Genomic DNA, 16,786 nt, shown 5'->3' with positions numbered 1-16,786 from the left:
AAAACCCCAGGCCCTTCATCTGGACCAAGACCGCCGCAGAGATCCTTGAGTCACTGGCGAACTTCTGCCGACGAATTTCCGGCGCAGGACACTAGTGCATCGGCGGCCTTCTCGCGGTCCGCACCGCCGCGGCGCGTCCGGATCAGGTGGCGGCGGTCGCCGGATTCCACGCGCCGGTGGGCGCGGCCGGACCCGGGAGTTTCTCGCGGCTCACCGCGCAGGCACACTTCGGGCATGCCGCGTCCGACCTGACGCCGGAAACACTCGGCGAACTCAACCAAGCCCTCGATGCCGCCGGAGCCAGCTACCCGTCCGAGATCTACCCGGACACCGTCCACGGGTTCACCATGGCCGACACCGACTCCTTCCACCCCGCTGGCCTGCAACGGCATTGGCACCGGCTGCTGCCGCTCCTCGACCGCACCCGGTGAGACCTCGCTGCCCGACCCGCCACCAGCCGGACAGCACAGCCCGCGCCGTCGAGGTAGTCGTCAAAGCCGACCGGACGGCCGGGACGGTACTTCTCCGGGGAACCGGCGAAGCGGGCGGATCCCGAGGCACAGTCCGGAATCCCGGACCAGACGCGGACGAACCACCCGGGCTGGGCCAGGTCGTTGTTGATCCGCGAGATGCCTTCGGACGGGCCTACGCCTCTCGCGAAGCTGCCGAGATAGCGCACCGACCGGTGCGTCGAGTACCAGGTGGTGGCGTAGAAGTGCACCCAGCCGGTGCTGGCCATCAGCACCGCACAGGCCGCGTACCCGGCAAGACCGCGCGAGCGGAACACGGCGGTTGCCCGGTCTTCGGTCGCGCTCGGGCACCCACAAGTCCGTGAGGGGAACCCTGAAGGAATCTGATTCCTTCAGGGTTCCCCTCACGGACCGCTCGGTGTGTACAACGCGCCGAGAAACTCCACCAGCAGCCGCTCCCGCAACGGTTCCGGCGCGGCGGCCAGCAGCGCGTTGATCGGCGCCATCCGCTCCGGCAGCCCGTCGCCGCCGGTCAGGCCCGCCGCGGCGAGCAAGCCGCCGAACTGCTCGGACGTCAGCGTTTCCGGGTCGAGGGCAGCGACGAACGCGGCGACGTCCGGATCGACCCGCACCGGGCCTTCCGCCCGCGCCGCCTCGACCGAAGCCGCCAGATCGGCGAGGAATTCCGGCTCGCTGCCGTGGTTCGCGGCGGTGACGGTGAGGTGCAGATTCAGCGGAGAAGTCCCGTGCGCGAACTGCGGCTGGACATACCAGCCGCGCCCTTTCATCTCGTCGGCGACGGTGAACAGGTCGAAGCCGTCCGAGCCGGTGAACGCGATCAGCGTCGACACCGGATCGCCCAGCACGCGCAGGCCCGGAATCGAAGCCACGCCAACGCGAATCCGTTCCACGGCCGCCCGCGCGCGCGAGGCCAGCGTCAGGTATCCGTCCTCGCCGAGGTGGTGCACGACGGCCCACGCGGCGGCGAGCGGACCGCCGGAGCGGGTGCTCTGCAGCGTCGGGTTGAGCATCGTGTAGCCGGGCCAGGCCGCGCTTGCGAAGTAATGCGTCCGCCGGAGTTCCGCCGAGGCGTGCAGCAGCACCGAGACGCCCTTGGCGCAGTAGGCGTACTTGTGCAGGTCCACCGAAATGCTGGTGACGCCGGGAACGCTGAAGCCGAACGGCGGCAAGTCCGCGCCGAGCTTCGCGAAGTACGGCAGCACCCAGCCGCCGATGCACGCGTCGACGTGCATGCGCACCCCGCGTGCCGACGCGGCGGCGGCGATCTCCGTGATCGGATCGACGACGCCGTGCGCGTACGACGGCGCGCTTGCCACGACGAGCACGGTGGAGTCGTCGATCGCCGCGGTCATCGCCGCCGGGTCCGCGCGGAAGGTGTCCGGATCGACCGGCACCACGATCTTCCGCACGCCGAACAGATGCGCGGCCTTGTGGAACGCGGCGTGCGCGGTTTCCGGGAGCACGATCGACGGCGCAGCGAGGTCCGGCCGCGCGTCACGGGCGGCGAGGACCGCCAGCAGACACGATTCGGTGCCGCCGGACGTCACCGTGCCGACCGTCTCCGGCGTGCCGCCGAGCAGTCCGGCCGCGCGGGCGACCAGGTCGTTCTCCATCCGCAGCAGGCTGGGGAACGCGGTCGGGTCGAGGCCGTTGGCGGAGCTGGCCAGCGCGTGCGCGGCGGCGGCGATTTCGTCCACTTCGGACAGTCCGCTGTCGTACACGTAGGCCAGCGTGCGCCCGCCGTGCGTCGGCAGGTCGCCGGAGCGGAGTTCGCGCAGCCGCGCCAGGATGTCGTTCACGCCTGCTTCTCCAGGACCGAACCGCGCAGCAGCGGGATGCCGAGCGCGATCAGCACCGCGGGCAGGACCGACGTGCCGATCACGATGGCGGTGATCGCCGAATGCGGCTGCGGGACGGCGCTCGTGCCGGTGCTCGACACATAGCTCCCGCCCTGCAGCACGAGCCCGAACAGCCCCGGCCCGAGCGCGAGCCCGAGCGTCTCGGACGCGGTCCACACACCGGCCGTGACGCCCGCCCTGGTCTCGCCGGTCCGCTCCTCCTCGGCGCTGATCAGGTCCGGCAGGATCGCCAGCGGGAACACCGAAATCCCCGCGTAGCCGACGCCGGCGAGCGCGACGAACACCAGCGTCGCGGCGAACGGGAGCCGGTCGGCGAAGTACATCGCGACGAGGCCGACGAAGAACGACGTGGTGGCGATCCGGAACCCGGCGAGCTTGCCCCAGCTCGCGCCCAGCCGCGGCCACAGCGGCATGGTGACGAGCGCGGGCCCGACGAACCCGACGAACAGGTAGGTGCGGTAGCTCGGGTCGCCGAGCACGTGCTGGGCGAAGTACGGGATCGCGGCCAGCACGGTGCCGATGCCGAGCGCCTGGATGAAGTAGACGCCCAGCAGCCACCGGAACGAACGCCACCGCGCGATGGTGCGCGCCAATTCCTTGAGCCGCACCGTGTTGGGCCGCAGCGAGCCGACCGGCGCGCCCTTCAGGCCGAAGTAGACGCCGAGCGTGGCGGCCAGGATGATCACCGCCATCACCAGGCCCATCACCCGGTAGCCCGGCACGCCGGGCAGCAGGTCGGTGATCGCCGGGGCGCCGCCGCCGGACACCAGCACCGCGACCGCCAGCACGCCGATCCGGACGCTGGTGAGTTTCGTGCGTTCCTCGGCGGAATCGGTCAGCTCGGCCGGGAGCGCGTTGAACGGCACCTGGAAGAACGCGTACGCGGTGGCGCACAGGAAGAACATGACCACGACGTACGTCGCGTCCCACAGCGGCGCGCCGAAGCCGGGATGCGCGAACAAGGCGAAGAACAGGATCGCGACGCCGATCCCGCCGCGCAGCAGGAACCGCCGCCTGCTGCCGGTGCGCGCGAGGTCGGCGTCCGACAGCCGCCCGGCGACCGGGTTGAAGACCACGTCCCACGCCTTGGGCACGAACACGATGATCCCGGCCGCCGCGGCGGGCACCGCCATCGTGTCGGTCAGGTACGGGAGCAGGAGCAGCCCCGGCACGGTGCCGAACCCGCCGGTGACGAAGGAGCCGAGCGAGTAGCGGAATCTCGTGCGGCGGGACAGCGACGCCAAAGGTCCTCCTCGAAGGCGGAACGACGAACGCATGCCTAATGGATCTTCGCCGGTTCCGGGTAGTGGTCGGGAGGAATCGTGCCACCGTCGTGATGCACTGGCCGTACCGGGCCGACTACCCGCTCGTGAGTGCCCGTCGCGGTTCTGACCGGGATGCGCACTCACGAGCTTCCCTCAGCAGGACAGCGCTTTCGCCGCCTTCGCCAACGACCCCGCGTCCCCGCGCAGCAGCAGTGTCGTCACCACTGTCGCTTCCCACGCACCCAGCTCTTCCCGGATCTTCTCCGCGGGCCCGATCAGCGAAGTGTCCTCGACCAGCGAAGTCGGGATCGCCTTGACCGCTTCTTCCTTCCGTCCCGCCAGGTACAGCTCCTGCACCTTGTCCGCCACGTCCGCGTAGCCGAGCCGGGCGAACACGTCGTGGTGGAAGTTCACGCTCTTCGCGCCCATCCCGCCGATGTAGAGCGCCAGCGCCGGCTTGATGAAGCTCGCCGCCTCCTCGACGTCGTCGTGCACGATCACCGGCACCGACGCGGCCACCTCGAAATCGGCCAGGCTGCCGCGCGCGCCCGGGCGGGCGAAGCCCTCCTCCAGCGCTGCGCGGTAGAAGCCGTCGGACTTGGGCGAGAAGAACAGCGGCAGCCAGCCGTCGCAGATTTCCGCGGCCAGCGCGACGTTCTTCGGGCCTTCGGCGGCGAGGTAGATCGGCAGGTCGGCGCGCAGCGGATGCACCGTCGGCTTCAACGGTTTGCCCAGGCCGGTCCCGCCCTTGAGCGGCAGCTGGAAGAACTGCCCGTCGATGGTCACCGGTTCCTCGCGGGCCAGCACCTTGCGCACGATCTCGACGTACTCGCGCGTGCGCGCCAGCGGCTTCGGATACGGCTGGCCGTACCAGCCCTCCACCACCTGCGGCCCGGACGCGCCCAGCCCGAGCACGAAGCGGCCGCCGGAGAGGTGGTCCATGGTCAGTGCGCTCATCGCCGTCGCGGTCGGCGTGCGCGCGGACATCTGCACGATGTTGGTGCCGAGCTTGATCCGGCTGGTCGCGGAGCCGACCCAGGCCAGCGGCGTGAACGCGTCCGACCCGTACGCCTCGGCCGACCACACCGAGTCGAACCCGAGCCGTTCGGCTTCGAGCACGCTCTCCCGCGCGCCCGGGATCGGCCCGCTCCCCCAGTACCCGAGGTGAAAGCCCAGCTTCATCAAGCCCTCCTGATCTCGAAGTCCGTGAGGGGAGCCCTGAGGGAATCAGAGTCCCTCAGGGCTCCCCTCACGGCACGTCCGGCGAGTAGTGCTCCGGTTTCCCGCGCTCGGCGAGCGGGGGAAGATTGCGGCGCGGGGTTTCGACCGGCGGCGTCCCCGGGGCCAGTTCGCCGCGGGCGCGCCGCCAGCCCGCCCGTGCCCGCGGATGGTAGCGGCGGTCGTGCGGAAGCAGCGAAAACGCCGCGTTGACCAGCTTGCCCACCAGGCGGTGCCGGCGGGCGTCCCGCGCGGTCCAGCGGTAGCCGAGGAGATCGCGCACTTCCGGGTCGTACATCCCGACGGTCAGCCAGACGAACTGTTTCGCGATGATCTTCGCGACCGGTTTCCACCATGGATCCGGCAGCCACGGCAGGAACGGCGGCTTCGCGATGCCGCGGAGGTCGAGGACGTCGCGGGCGGCCTTGTTGTCCTCCAGCACCTCGGCGCACATGTGCTTCCAGTACCGCTGGAAGTCCTCCCACGATTCCGGCACCGGCCGCATCGTCATGTCGTACATCCGCCACCAGCGCACGTGCTCGTCGAACAGCGTGCGCTTCTCCTCTTCGCCGATGCCGCCCATGAAATTGCCGGCGATCAGGATGGTGCTGACGAAGAACGTCGAATGCGCCCAGTAGTACGTGTCCGGGTCGAGCGCGTGGTATCGGCGGCCTTTCGCGTCCACGCCCTTGATCCGGTCGTGGTACCCGCGCACCTCCAGCGCCGTGCGGTGCGCGAGCGGGCCGTCGTAGACCACGCCGCCGATCGGGTACAGCGAACGGAACAGCCGCTGCCAGCGTTCCTCGAAAAACCGCGAATGCTCCTCGACGCCCGCGCCGAGGCCCGGGTGCATGTTCTGCATCGACCCGGCCCACAGCGCGATGAGCAGCCCGCGCCAGTCGCCGAAGTACTTCCAGGTCAGCGAGTCCGGTCCCAGCGGCTCCGGTGCGTCCCTGCTCATCGCGGCTCCTCGGGGGGTCAGCGAAGTGACTACAGCTGTTGTCAGGCTAGGATGTGACAACAGCTGTGGTCAACTCGGGACGGGAGCGGGTATGCCGGGCCGCACGTGGGCGGGCACGACGCTGGACGACCGCAAGGCCCAGCGCCGCGCGCAGCTGCTGGCCGCCGGGCTCGACCTGCTGGGCGCGCAGGGCAGCGCGGCGGTGAGCGTCCGCGCGGTGTGCCGGTCGGCGAAACTGACCGAGCGGTACTTCTACGAAAGCTTCGCCGACCGGGAGAGCCTGGTCGCCGCTGTCTACGAGGACGTCGGAGATCAGGCCCGGAAAGCATTGTCCGACGCGGTTTCCGGCGAAGCCGATCCGAGCCGCCGCGCCGAACGCGCCGTCACCGCGTTCGTCGAGCTGATGCTGGACGACCCGCGCAAGGGCCGTGTGCTGCTGCTCGCGCCGCTGACCGATCCGGCGCTGACCCGCCGCGGCCTGCACCTCCTCCCGGCGTTCACCACGCTCGTCGGCGAGCAGCTGTCGCGCGGCGACGAAACCGGCCGCCAGCTCGTGGCGATCGGTCTCGTCGGCGCGCTCAGCAACGTGTTCATCGCCTACCTCGACGGCACGCTGAAGGTGAGCCGCGAGCGCCTCGTCGAGCACTGCGTGCGGCTGGTGCTCGGCGCGGACGCCTTCGACTCGGGGACTCACTGAGCGGCTGCCCGCTCGTCGCGCAGCCGCAGCGCGATGTCGATGATCATGTCCTCCTGGCCGCCGACGTAGCGTTCTTCGCCGACCTTGTAGAGAATTTCGTGCGCCGGGACCCCGTAGCGTTCGGCGGCGCGTTCGGCGTGCAGCAGGAAGCTGGAGTACACGCCGGCGTAGCCCTGGATGATCGACGACCGGTCCATCACCGGCAACCGGGTCAGGTACTTCTTCACGACGTTCTCCGCGGCTTCCATCAGAACGTCTTTGTCCACCCCGGTTTTGACGCCGAGCCGCTCGAACGTGGCCGCCAGGACCTCCGTGGGCGAGTTGCCCGCACCGGCGCCGAGCGCGGCGAGCGAACCGTCGATCTGCCGGGCCCCCGCGCGGTACGCGAGCACCGAGTTGGCGACGCCGAAGCTCAGGTTCTGGTGCCCGTGGTAGCCGACCTGGGCGTCGTCGCCGAGTTCCGCGACGAGGGCGGCGACGCGGTCGGACGCGTCGTCCAGGATCAGCGCGCCCGCGGAGTCCACGACGTACACGCACTGGCAGCCCGCGTCGGCCATGATCCGGGCCTGCTTCGCCAGGCCCTCCGGCGCCGACATGTGCGACAGCATCAGGAATCCGACGGTTTCCAGGCCGAGATCGCGCGCCGCGCCGAAGTGCTGGACGGACACGTCGGCCTCGGTGCAGTGCGTCGCGATCCGCACCGCGCCCGCACCGAGGCCGGCCGCCGCGCGCAGGTCGGTGACCGTGCCGAGGCCGGGCAGGAGGAGCACGGCGATCTTCGCCTGCTTCGCCTCGTCGACCGCGGCGGCGATCAGCTTTCGCTCGTCCACCAAGGAAAAGCCGTAGTTGAAGGTCGAGCCGCCGAGGCCGTCGCCGTGGGTCACCTCGATCAGCGAGATGCCCGCGTCGTCGAGCGCGCGGACGGTGTCGCGCACCTGCTTTTCGGTGAACTGGTGCGCCATGGCATGGCTGCCGTCGCGCAGAGTGGTGTCGACCAGCCGGACGTCGGTGTTGTTCACGCGGCCACCTCCTGAGCGGCGAAGAGGTCGCCGACGCGCGCGGCGGCGGCGGTCATGATGTCCAGGTTGCCCGCGTATTTGGGCAGGTAGTCGCCGTTGCCCGCGACCTCGAGGAAGACGCCCACGCGGGCCTTGCCGCTCCAGTCCGGGCGCGGCGGGTCGAACTGCGGGTCGGCCTTGAGCGTGTAGCCCGGCACGTACTGCTGGACGTCTTTCACCATGCGGTGCACGGATTCGCTGATGGCGGCGAAGTCGGCGTCCGGGTCGACCGCGCAGAACACCGTGTCGCGCATGATCATCGGCGGGTCCATCGGGTTGATGATGATGATCGCGCGGCCCTTGTCCGCGCCGCCGACCTGCTCGATCGCGTGCGAGGTGGTCTCGGTGAACTCGTCGATGTTCGCGCGCGTGCCCGGTCCGGCCGACCGCGACGACACTGAGGCGACGATCTCCGCGTACGGCACCGGCGTCACCCGCGAAACCGCGTGCACGATCGGAATCGTCGCCTGGCCGCCGCAGGTGATCATGTTGACGTTGCGGTCGGTCAGCTGGCCGGGCGGATTCACCGCCGGGCAGGTCAGCGGGCCGACCGCGGCGGGCGTCAGGTCGATCGCGCGGATGCCGGCCTCGGCGTACCGCGGCGCGTTGGCCTGGTGCGCCTTCGCCGACGTCGATTCGAACACCAGCTGCGGCAGCTCCGTGCGCGACAGGAGCCAGTCGACGCCCTCGGCGGACGTCTCCAGCCCCAGCTTCGCGGCGCGGGCGAGCCCGTCCGACGCCGGGTCGACGCCCACCATGTAGCGCACTTCCACGTGCTCGCTGCGCTGGAGTTTCGCCAGCAAGTCCGTACCGATGTTGCCCGGGCCGACGATCGCGGCCGTCACCTTGCGTTCCGCCATGCCGCCACGGTGCTCGCCGGGATGGGGCACACTCAACCCATGCGTACCACTGGACGGAACGGCGACGGGCTCGTGACCGCGCGGGTCGCCGCCGTGCTGGAAGCCTTCCGCCCCGGCGACGACGCGCTCGGCGTGTCCGAACTGGCGCGCCGGACCGGCCTCGCGAAGACGACCGTGCACCGGCTGGCCGGGCACCTGGCCGACACCGGCCTGCTGGAACGCGACGGCACCTCCGTCCGGCTGGGACTGCGGCTGTTCGAGATCGGCCAGCTGGCGGTGCGCCGCCGAGGTCTGGTGGAGGCGGCGCGGCCGTACCTGGCGGATCTGCGGGAGGCCACGCGGAACACAGTGCATCTCGCGGTCCTGGAAGGCACCGAGGTCGTGTACCTGGACGTGCTGCGCGGGCCGGACGCGCCGGACCTGCCCTCGCGCACCGGCGGGCGGTTCCCCGCGCACGCGACCGGGGTCGGGAAAGCGATTCTGTCCTGCTCCCCCGACGACGTCGTGGCGCGCGTGATCGACGCCGGGCTGCCCCGGGTCAGCCCGCGGACGATCACCGCGCCCGGATTGCTGCGCCGTCAGCTGGCGCGGATCCGCGAGGACGGGATTGCCTTCGAGCGCGAGGAATCCGGCGTGGGCGTGGTGTGCGCGGCGAGCCCGCTGGTCGACGCGAACGGGCTCGCGGTGGCCGCGGTGTCGATCTCCGGATGGGCGACGCGGATGCGGACCGAACGGGTCGCGCCCGCGGTGCGGACGGTGGCGCTGGCGTTGTCGCGGACGGTTTCCGAGACCTGATCAGGCCTTGCTCATGCGCAGGAGCAAGGCGACCGCCTCCTCCGAAGGCCCCTCCGGAGTCAGCACCTCCCGCAACATCAGACCACGAATCGCGGCGACCGCGACGGTCGCCATCGTCCGCGCTTCCTCGGCGCCACGCCCTTCCCGTTCGGCGAGCGAGGCCAGCATTTCGGTCAGGTCGTCCAGCGAATCGACCAGCTCGCGAAAGTCCTCCGGCCGGTACGCGGCCAGCCCTGCGACGTGGAAGAACCCGCGGAGCCGCGACAGCTGTTCCGGGCGAGTGTAGGTCCGCCAGATCGTCATGACGAACTCGTCGAAGGTGCTCCGCTTCGCCTTCTCGAACAGCACCTCGTTGTCGCGGGATCGCTGTGCCTTGAGCATCGCCGCCAGCACCCCCGGCAGCGACCCGAAGTGGTAGCGCAGCAGGGCATGGCTGGTGCCGGCCCGGGCGGCGACCTCGCGGAGCGACACCTCCGGCGAGGGAAGGGTCCCGTCGAAGGCGTCGAGAAGCCGGGTCAGGAGGCGCTCGCGGGCGTCGCCTTGAGGTTCTGCGCTTGACAAGGTCACCCTCGCAGTTTATCCATTGGAAAAGAACAGTGCAACGGCGGAGGGACGGCTCGTGGGACGTTTTCAGGTGGTCGGCGCGACGGTCGCCGACGGGTCGGGGCGCGATCCGGCCGACCTCGCCGTCACGGTCGAAGACGGGCTGATCGCCCCGCCCGGCGCGGCCGGCGAGCGATTCGACGCCGACGGGCTGACGATGACGCCCGGCCTGATCGACGCGCATGTCCACCTGGGCCTGGCAAGCCCGATCGAGCCGCAGTTCTCGTTCCGGCTCAGCGCCGCCGAACTCGCGGCGGACATCTTCGCCACGGCAGGCGCGGCGCTCGACGCCGGCTTCACGACCGTCCGGGACACCGGCGGCATCGACGGCGGCGTCGTCACCACGATCGCCAAGGGCAAGGTCCGGGGACCGCGCGTGCTGTCGTGCGGACCGGTCCACTGCCAGACCGGCGGCCACGGCTACTACGGAGCCGAGTGGGAGCCCACCGAGTTGTGGAGCAGCCATCACATTCCGGGCCTCTGCGCCTTGTCCATGCAGTCGGGCAACGCGAACGAACTGCGCGGCAACGTGCGCGAGGCCTTCCGTCGCGGAGCCTCTTTCCTGAAGCTGTGCGTCACCGGCGGAGTGGTCAGCTCGCATGACCAGCTGACCGACACCCAGTTCACCCGGGAAGAAATCGCTGTCGCTGTCCAAGAAGCCGCCGCACGCGGGACCTACGTGACGGTTCACGCGCACAACAACGAAGGCATCCGGAACGCGGTCGAGGCCGGGGTGCGCTGTGTCGAACACGGCACCGACCTCGACGAGCCGACGGCCGCCCTGATGGCCGCTCACGACGTCGCCCTCGTGCCCACGCTCGCCGTCGTCGAACAACTGCTTCGAGACACTGCGGGCACCGGCCTCAACGAGTCGATCCGCGAGCGAGTGCTGGGCGTTCGCGAGCGGATGGCCGAGGCGCTCGCTGTCGCCAGGAAAGCCGGGCTGCGGATCGGGCTCGGGTCCGACCTCATCGGTCCGGCCCAGCACCACCGCGGCGAAGAACTCGCCTTGCGCGCTGCCCTGGAGACGCCGATGGAAGCTCTCGTGGCGGCCACGAAGACCAACGCCGAGATCCTCGGCCTGTCCGGCGAGGTGGGAGTCATCGCGCCCGGTTTGCAGGCGGATTTCGTGCTCTGGAACGGAAACCCGCTCGAAAATCCGCACCTGTTCGCCGACCCGGCCAACGCGATCGTCGTCGTCAAGGCCGGACACGTAGTGAAGGACCTCCGATGAGCACCATGTGGCACGGCTGCCTCGCCGACACCGACTACTTCGAAATGCGTTCGAGCAGCGGGCACGACTACGGCGTCTGGGTCACCACGCCGCCGGGCTACGACCCCGCTGCGACGCGAGTGCCCGCCGTGTATGTGCTCGACGGCAACTGGGCCGTGGGCATGACGGCCCCGCTCGTCGTCACCCAGGCGGACCCCATGCAGCAGATCCAGCCGTATCTCCAGGTCAGCGTCGGCTATGCGGGCGAGGACGCCCAGCATTGGGCACGGCTGCGCAACCGGGACCTCGTGCCGCCCGGCGAGCCCATCGCCCCGGAATTCGCGGATGCCGTGGAGATGAGCGTCAGCACGGGCAGGATGACCCGCGAGGAGGCCGAGGCCTACCTCGCCGAACTGCGCGACACCCGCGCCGACGCGTTCCTGGCCTTCCTCGCCGAAGAACTGCACCCGCGCATCGAACGCGACTACCACACCGCCGAGAGCGGTCACGGCCTCTTCGGCTACTCCTATGGCGGGCTTTTCAGCCTCTACGCCTGGCTCAGCGGCCGCCCGCTCTTCGAGACCGTCGGAGCAGGCAGCCCCGGCGTTATCGGTGAAGACAGCCAGATTTTCGCCCGGCTCCGCGAGCTGGGCGACAGCCTGCCCGCCGCCAAGCTGCACGTGACCGTCAACGATCGCGAGCTTTTCGGAGACCTCGCCGTCTACCAGAACCTCGCGAAGAACACGGCGACGCTCCTGCACCGCCTCACCCCGCGCGGCGGGGCCGTCACCAGCGAGGTCCTGCGCGAAACGCACCTGACCGGGGTGCAGGCCTCGTTCCTCAGCTACCTCAGGACCTGCCGCTGCGCGTAGCCGCGTGGACTGCGGGTCGCCGGGACGCCCACGGCATCGCCTCTTCCAAGAACGCGGCGACCCGCAGCAGCACCGACTCCGAACACGCCGGACCACCCAGCTGCACCCCGATCGGCAAGCCCTGCGAGGACTCGCCCAGCGGAAGGCTGATCGCCGGAGCGCCAGTCTGGTTGAACAGCGGCGTGAACGAGCAGGCGTCGAAAAGCTGCCTCGTCCACTCGCCGGCGGCCAGCTCGGCGTTCGCGTCCAGACGGCCCAGCGGCAGCGCCGGGGTGTTCATCGTCGGGGTCAGCAGCAGGTCGTATCCGGTGAAAAACCGGCCCGCCTCCCGGGAAACGACATTCATCGCGCCCAACGCCGCGGTCAGTTCCGTCGCGCTGATCGAGCGGCCGTACTCGACGCACGCCCACGTGGTGCGTTCGAGATTCTCCGGACCCGCCGCGACCCCGGTCAGCTCTTCGATCCCGGCGACCGAACCGGCCAGGAAGCCGGACCACAGCACGTGATTCGCGTGCATGAACGATTCCCAGTCGAAGACCGGCGTCGCGCGTTCGACGTGGTGGCCCGCCGCTTCGAGCACTTCGGCCACGGCTTCGACGGCGCGCGCGACCTCCGGGTCGACGTAGCTGCCCGCCCACGATTCGGTGTGCAGGCCGATACGCAGCTGTCCGGGATCGGCACCGACCTCGTCGAGCCACGGGCGCGCGGGCGGGGCGAGGACGTACGGGTCGCCCGGATAGCTCACCGCGACCTCGTCCAGCAGGGCCGCGGTGTCCCGGACCGTCCGCGACACTGCGAGTTCGACGCCCATGCCGTACAACGGATCGGCGTAGTCCGGGCCGGTCGGCACCCGGCCCCGGCTGGGCTTCAGGCCGACCAGGCCGTTGCAGGCCGCGGGAACGCGGATCGACCCGCCGCCGTCGTTGGCGTGCGCGACCGGGAGCGCCCCGGCCGCGACGAGGGCCGCTGAACCGCCGCTGGATCCGCCTGCGCTGTGCCCGGTGTTCCACGGATTGCGCGTCGAACCGTACGCCAGCGCTTCGGAATTGCCGTTGAACCCCAGTTCCGGCGTGGTCGTGACCGCCAGCGTCGCCAGGCCCGCCGCACGGAAGCGCTCCATCAGGTGGGTGTCCGCCGGCGGGACGACGCCGGTGCCGAGCATCCGCGTGCCCATCCGGGTCGGCACTCCGGCCGCGTGCAGGACGAGGTCCTTGATCGCGAACGGAACTCCGGCGAACCGGCCGTCGCGCGAGTAGCCGAGCGGGCGCTCGAACGGACCGCCTGCGACCGCGTTCAGCTCCGGGTTCACCTTGCCGATGGCTTCGACGGCGAGTGCGGCCACCTCCTCGGCGGCTGCCTCGCCGGAGGCGATGACCGCGGCCAGCGCGGTCGCGTCCAGTGCGGCGTATTCGTCGAGGTTCATCCAGTCTCCTTCAGCCGGGGAACCGGAACGCTACGAGCGGGTGCGGACGGTGGCATCGGCCGAAAAGCCGTTCCGTCTCCGCCGCGGATGTGCGCCCGTTGACATCCCGGACAGCGGCCGTTCATGCTCCGTCCGGCGGCGGAGGTGCGGAAATGACCGCGGATGTGCAGTGGTGGGCCTGGCTGGCCCGGGAAGTGCGCGCGGCGGGCCGCGGCGAACTGCCCGTCGAAACCCCGCTCCGCGCGGTGCGGGACAAACTCGGTTTCGCCTGCGTCGCGCTGGTGAGCGGCAGCAAACAGCGCACCGCCACGGTCAACCTCGGCTACCCGGCGGACATGCTCGGCTACCTGACCACGACCTACCGCTGGAAATGCCCGATCCACCTGCGCGCGGCCCGGCTGGGCCTGCCGCTGCGCTTCGCCGACATCCCGCAGGTCCACGAGACCAGGACGTACCGGGAAGGCATTCAGCCCTACGGTTTCCGCGAAGGCGTGACGTTGCCGCTCGCGCCGGGCACCGGCCCGGAGCAGAGTTTTGTCGCGCTGAGTTCGACGCACGACCGGCCGCTGGACGACGGATCCGTCCTCGCGCTCACGATGCTGTCTCACGACTTCGCCGCGCTCGCCGATCCAGGTGCCGAACCGGGCGATCCCGCGGCCGAAGTCGTACTGCACGTCTCTCGGGCCAAGGTCGAGGTGCGCTCGGCCGTCGTGGAGCAGCTGCCGCTGAGCGAGCACGAGTCCCGGCTCGCCGCCCGGTGCGCCACGGCCGAGCGGACCGGATTCCGCCATCGGGACGCGGACGGCGCCTGGTGGCAGGTGCGTGCGCGGGTGCGCCGTCCGGACCGGGTACTGCTGCGGATCTCCCGCCTGTCCGATCCCGGGCCGCTGACCGGGCGGGAACTGGACGTCGTCGGGCTGGTCGCGCGCGGATGGCCGAACGAGCGGATCTCGGCGGCGCTCGGCATCGCGGTCCGGACCGTGCGCAGCCATGTCGAGTCCTCGCTGGTCAAGCTCGGCTGCCCGAACCGGACCGCGCTGGCCCGGCACGCGCTCGAACACGACCTCGACACTCTTGGCGCGCTGGAGTCCGCACACCGCTGATTGTGTCACAATCCTTGCACTCTCGAAGGGGCCATGCTTCACTCAGCCTGCACAGGAGTTCCGGAAACACTGGTGCAGCACACAGTTCACCGGCTTGCGATTGTGTACCGATTTTCTCGGCGGCCAGGAGGCAGCGGATGACCACGTTCGAACCGGAGCACCTGCCCCGGCGGGCGATCAAGCGGCGGCTGCCCCGGCCGTCGGAGATCCGGCCGCTGCTCAAATTCCGGCAGCCCCGGTTCGACGTCCGCGAGCGCCGCCTCGCCACCGCGCACACCGTCGACGACCTGCGCACCATCGCGCGCCGCCGCACACCCCGGCCGGTTTTCGACTACGTCGACGGCGCGGCGGAGCAGGAAATCAGCCTCGGCCGGGCGCGGCGGGCCTTCGAGAACGTCGAGTTGCATCCGCGCGTGCTGCAGGACGTCACCGAGGTGAACCCGGCGACTTCCGTCCTCGGTGGACAGTCCGCGCTGCCGCTTGTGCTGGCGCCCACCGGTTTCACGCGCATGATGCACCACGAAGGCGAGATCGCCGTCGCCCGCGCGGCTGCCCGCGCCGGGATCCCGTACGTGCTCTCGACGATGGGAACCACCGATCTCGAAGACGTCCGGTCCTGCGCGCCGTCCGCGCGGCAGTGGTTCCAGCTCTACCTCTGGAAAGACCGCGCCGCGAGCGAAGCACTCGTCGAACGCGCAGCTCAAGCCGGGTACGAAGCGCTCGTTCTCACGGTCGACACCCCGATCGGCGGGGCGCGGATGCGCGATGTCCGGAATGGGCTGACGATCCCGCCGACGCTGACCGTCCGCACGCTCGCCGGGATCGCGGTCCGGCCGTCCTGGTGGATGAACCTGCTGACCACCGAACCGTTGCGGTTCGCCGCGCTGACCAACTTCGACGGCACGGTCGAGGAGCTGATCGGGACGATGTTCGACCCGTCGCTGACCGTCGAAGACCTGCGGTGGCTGCGCGGGCTGTGGCCGGGAAAGCTGATCGTCAAAGGGATTCAGAGCGTCGCGGACGCCAAGGAGATGGCTGCTTGCGGCGTTGACGCCCTGGTGCTCTCGAACCACGGCGGCCGCCAGCTCGACCGCGCGCCGACCCCGCTCGAACTGCTGCCGCGCGTCGTGGACGCTGTCGGGGACGACTGCGAGGTCATCCTCGACACCGGCATCCGCACTGGTGCCGACCTGGTCGCGGCACGGGCCTTGGGCGCGTCGGCGGCGATGGTCGGCCGGGCCTACCTGTACGGCCTGATGGCGGCGGGCGAGCAAGGCGTCGAGCGCGCGATCGAGATCCTCCGCGCCGAGTACGTGCGGACGCTGCGGCTTCTCGGCGTCACACGTACCGACGAGATCAGCGCCGAACACGCCTCCCTGCGGCTGCCTGTCCGGCTGTGACGGCGGTAAGATCGGCAGTCGCTGTGGGAAGTTCTGCTGAAACGAGTGGCGAAGTGCGCGAACAGGCGGGCAGTACGCCGGGAAGCATCGCGCAAGCCCTCCGCGACGACCTTCTGGACGGCCTCCTCGAACCCGGGACGCGGCTCACCGAGGAATCGCTGAGCGCCCGCTTCGGCGCCGGACGGCATTCGGTGCGGTCCGGCCTGCAGACGCTGGTGTCCGAGGGCCTCCTCGAACACCAGCGCAACAAGGGGATCGTCGTCCCCGCGGTGACGACCGAACGCATCGACGCGATGTGCTCGTACCGCTCAATCCTGGAACTCGGCGCGCTCCGGCTCGCCCTGCTGCAGAACGCGAACTTCGACGCGGTGGACGAGGCGGTGCGGCGGCTCGAAGCGATGACCGCCGAAACGCCGTGGCGGCACGTGATCGAGGCGCACAGCGCGGTGCACACGGAAATCGTGGCGGCCAGCGGAAACCCCCGCGTGCTGGCGGCGCACCGGGCCTGCGCGAACGAACTGAACTGCATGCTCGCGACCATCCGCGCCGAGTCCTCCGCCGCCCACCTGGCGACCACCCACCGCCACCTCGTCGACCAGCTCGGTTTCGGTGGCCAGACCGCGCTGAAGGCCCTCGAAGACGACCTCGAACTCGGCGGCCGCGCGACGATGCACCTCGCGCTGCGCCGCCGGAACGAAGTGCCCCACCTGCTCTCGTGAGTGTTCATCCCGGTTCTAGCTCACGACTCCCAGGCTGGCGCACCACCGGCCCCGCCGCCCCGGCCGGCGCGGAGACTCGTGAGTGTTTGTGCCGGTTAGAACCGGCAACGCCACTCACGAGCACCGCGACCACCCCGGCAACGCGAGAACCCGTGCGCGTCCGCCCGGCCGTCACCGGCACAGGCACCCGAAAGACCCGCCTTGCCGAACGCACCACCGACCCCGCCGCTCTGGCCAGTACGGAGACTC

General features: G+C 70.4%; 16 protein-coding genes. 8 read left to right on the top strand and 8 right to left on the bottom strand.

What is annotated here, in order from left to right; all coding sequences use genetic code 11:
- The first annotated feature begins 98 nt into the window (after nt 1–98).
- Nucleotides 99–431 (top strand): dienelactone hydrolase family protein, encoded by a 333-nt coding sequence (locus BM362_RS41190; protein ID WP_280142775.1) that lies wholly within the window; start codon nt 99–101, stop codon nt 429–431.
- Between the two features lie 443 nt (nt 432–874).
- Here BM362_RS41190 and BM362_RS41185 read toward each other — a convergent pair whose 3' ends face one another.
- From BM362_RS41185 to BM362_RS41170, 4 genes are all read right to left on the bottom strand, one after another.
- On the bottom strand, nt 875–2,290 hold the full coding sequence (locus BM362_RS41185; RefSeq protein WP_093576832.1) for a pyridoxal phosphate-dependent decarboxylase family protein: 1,416 nt from the start codon (nt 2,288–2,290) through the stop codon (nt 875–877).
- Nucleotides 2,287–3,594 carry an MFS transporter gene (locus BM362_RS41180; protein ID WP_067587225.1) on the bottom strand — a complete coding sequence of 436 codons (1,308 nt, stop codon included), beginning with the start codon at nt 3,592–3,594 and terminating at the stop codon, nt 2,287–2,289. Before BM362_RS41180 ends, BM362_RS41185 begins: the two co-directional genes overlap by 4 nt.
- Nucleotides 3,595–3,768: 174 nt before the next feature.
- On the bottom strand, nt 3,769–4,797 hold the full coding sequence (locus BM362_RS41175) for an LLM class F420-dependent oxidoreductase (RefSeq protein WP_067587223.1): 1,029 nt from the start codon (nt 4,795–4,797) through the stop codon (nt 3,769–3,771).
- A gap of 67 nt (nt 4,798–4,864) precedes the next feature.
- Nucleotides 4,865–5,794 carry an oxygenase MpaB family protein gene (locus tag BM362_RS41170; protein WP_093576831.1) on the bottom strand — a complete coding sequence of 310 codons (930 nt, stop codon included), beginning with the start codon at nt 5,792–5,794 and terminating at the stop codon, nt 4,865–4,867.
- 91 nt (nt 5,795–5,885) lie between these two features.
- Here BM362_RS41170 and BM362_RS41165 point away from each other — a divergent pair, with 91 nt between their 5' ends.
- Complete coding sequence (locus BM362_RS41165; RefSeq protein WP_067587220.1) at nt 5,886–6,491, top strand: TetR/AcrR family transcriptional regulator; 606 nt, start codon at nt 5,886–5,888, stop codon at nt 6,489–6,491.
- On the opposite strand, the gene dmpG is transcribed toward BM362_RS41165, so the two are convergent.
- The gene (gene dmpG / locus BM362_RS41160; RefSeq protein ID WP_067587218.1) at nt 6,485–7,510 is read right to left on the bottom strand and encodes a 4-hydroxy-2-oxovalerate aldolase; all 1,026 of its coding nucleotides are present in this window, start codon (nt 7,508–7,510) and stop codon (nt 6,485–6,487) included. The genes BM362_RS41165 and dmpG overlap by 7 nt on opposite strands.
- On the bottom strand, nt 7,507–8,409 hold the full coding sequence (locus tag BM362_RS41155) for an acetaldehyde dehydrogenase (acetylating) (RefSeq protein ID WP_093576830.1): 903 nt from the start codon (nt 8,407–8,409) through the stop codon (nt 7,507–7,509). Before BM362_RS41155 ends, dmpG begins: the two co-directional genes overlap by 4 nt.
- Nucleotides 8,410–8,448: 39 nt before the next feature.
- Between BM362_RS41155 and BM362_RS41150 the strand changes: the two genes are divergently transcribed.
- On the top strand, nt 8,449–9,204 hold the full coding sequence (locus tag BM362_RS41150; protein ID WP_067587212.1) for an IclR family transcriptional regulator: 756 nt from the start codon (nt 8,449–8,451) through the stop codon (nt 9,202–9,204).
- Here the strand turns inward: BM362_RS41150 and BM362_RS41145 are convergent, their stop codons facing one another.
- Nucleotides 9,205–9,771, bottom strand: a complete 567-nt coding sequence (locus tag BM362_RS41145) for a TetR/AcrR family transcriptional regulator (RefSeq protein WP_093576829.1) — start codon at nt 9,769–9,771, stop codon at nt 9,205–9,207.
- Nucleotides 9,772–9,823: 52 nt separating this feature from the next.
- Between BM362_RS41145 and BM362_RS41140 the strand changes: the two genes are divergently transcribed.
- Complete coding sequence (locus tag BM362_RS41140) at nt 9,824–11,041, top strand: metal-dependent hydrolase family protein (protein WP_067587206.1); 1,218 nt, start codon at nt 9,824–9,826, stop codon at nt 11,039–11,041.
- On the top strand, nt 11,038–11,892 hold the full coding sequence (locus BM362_RS41135; protein ID WP_067587203.1) for an alpha/beta hydrolase: 855 nt from the start codon (nt 11,038–11,040) through the stop codon (nt 11,890–11,892). Before BM362_RS41140 ends, BM362_RS41135 begins: the two co-directional genes overlap by 4 nt.
- Here the strand turns inward: BM362_RS41135 and BM362_RS41130 are convergent.
- Complete coding sequence (locus BM362_RS41130; protein WP_093576828.1) at nt 11,870–13,315, bottom strand: amidase; 1,446 nt, start codon at nt 13,313–13,315, stop codon at nt 11,870–11,872. The genes BM362_RS41135 and BM362_RS41130 overlap by 23 nt on opposite strands.
- Nucleotides 13,316–13,467: 152 nt before the next feature.
- Between BM362_RS41130 and BM362_RS47990 the strand changes: the two genes are divergently transcribed.
- The 3 genes from BM362_RS47990 to BM362_RS41115 all read left to right on the top strand — a co-directional run bounded on the left by BM362_RS47990 (nt 13,468) and on the right by BM362_RS41115 (nt 16,537).
- Complete coding sequence (locus BM362_RS47990) at nt 13,468–14,418, top strand: response regulator transcription factor (protein WP_157905014.1); 951 nt, start codon at nt 13,468–13,470, stop codon at nt 14,416–14,418.
- 137 nt (nt 14,419–14,555) lie between these two features.
- Nucleotides 14,556–15,818: an alpha-hydroxy acid oxidase gene (locus BM362_RS41120; RefSeq protein ID WP_143132623.1), complete on the top strand. Its 1,263-nt coding sequence runs from the start codon at nt 14,556–14,558 to the stop codon at nt 15,816–15,818.
- A gap of 53 nt (nt 15,819–15,871) precedes the next feature.
- A complete protein-coding gene (locus tag BM362_RS41115; protein ID WP_067587200.1) occupies nt 15,872–16,537 on the top strand; it encodes a GntR family transcriptional regulator in 666 nt (221 codons plus the stop codon).
- Nucleotides 16,538–16,786 lie beyond the last annotated feature (249 nt).

It is taken from the genome of Amycolatopsis rubida, assembly GCF_900115345.1.
In the GTDB taxonomy this organism is placed as follows: Bacteria; Actinomycetota; Actinomycetes; order Mycobacteriales; family Pseudonocardiaceae; genus Amycolatopsis; species Amycolatopsis rubida.
This window is presented reverse-complemented; position numbering and strand designations above follow the sequence as displayed.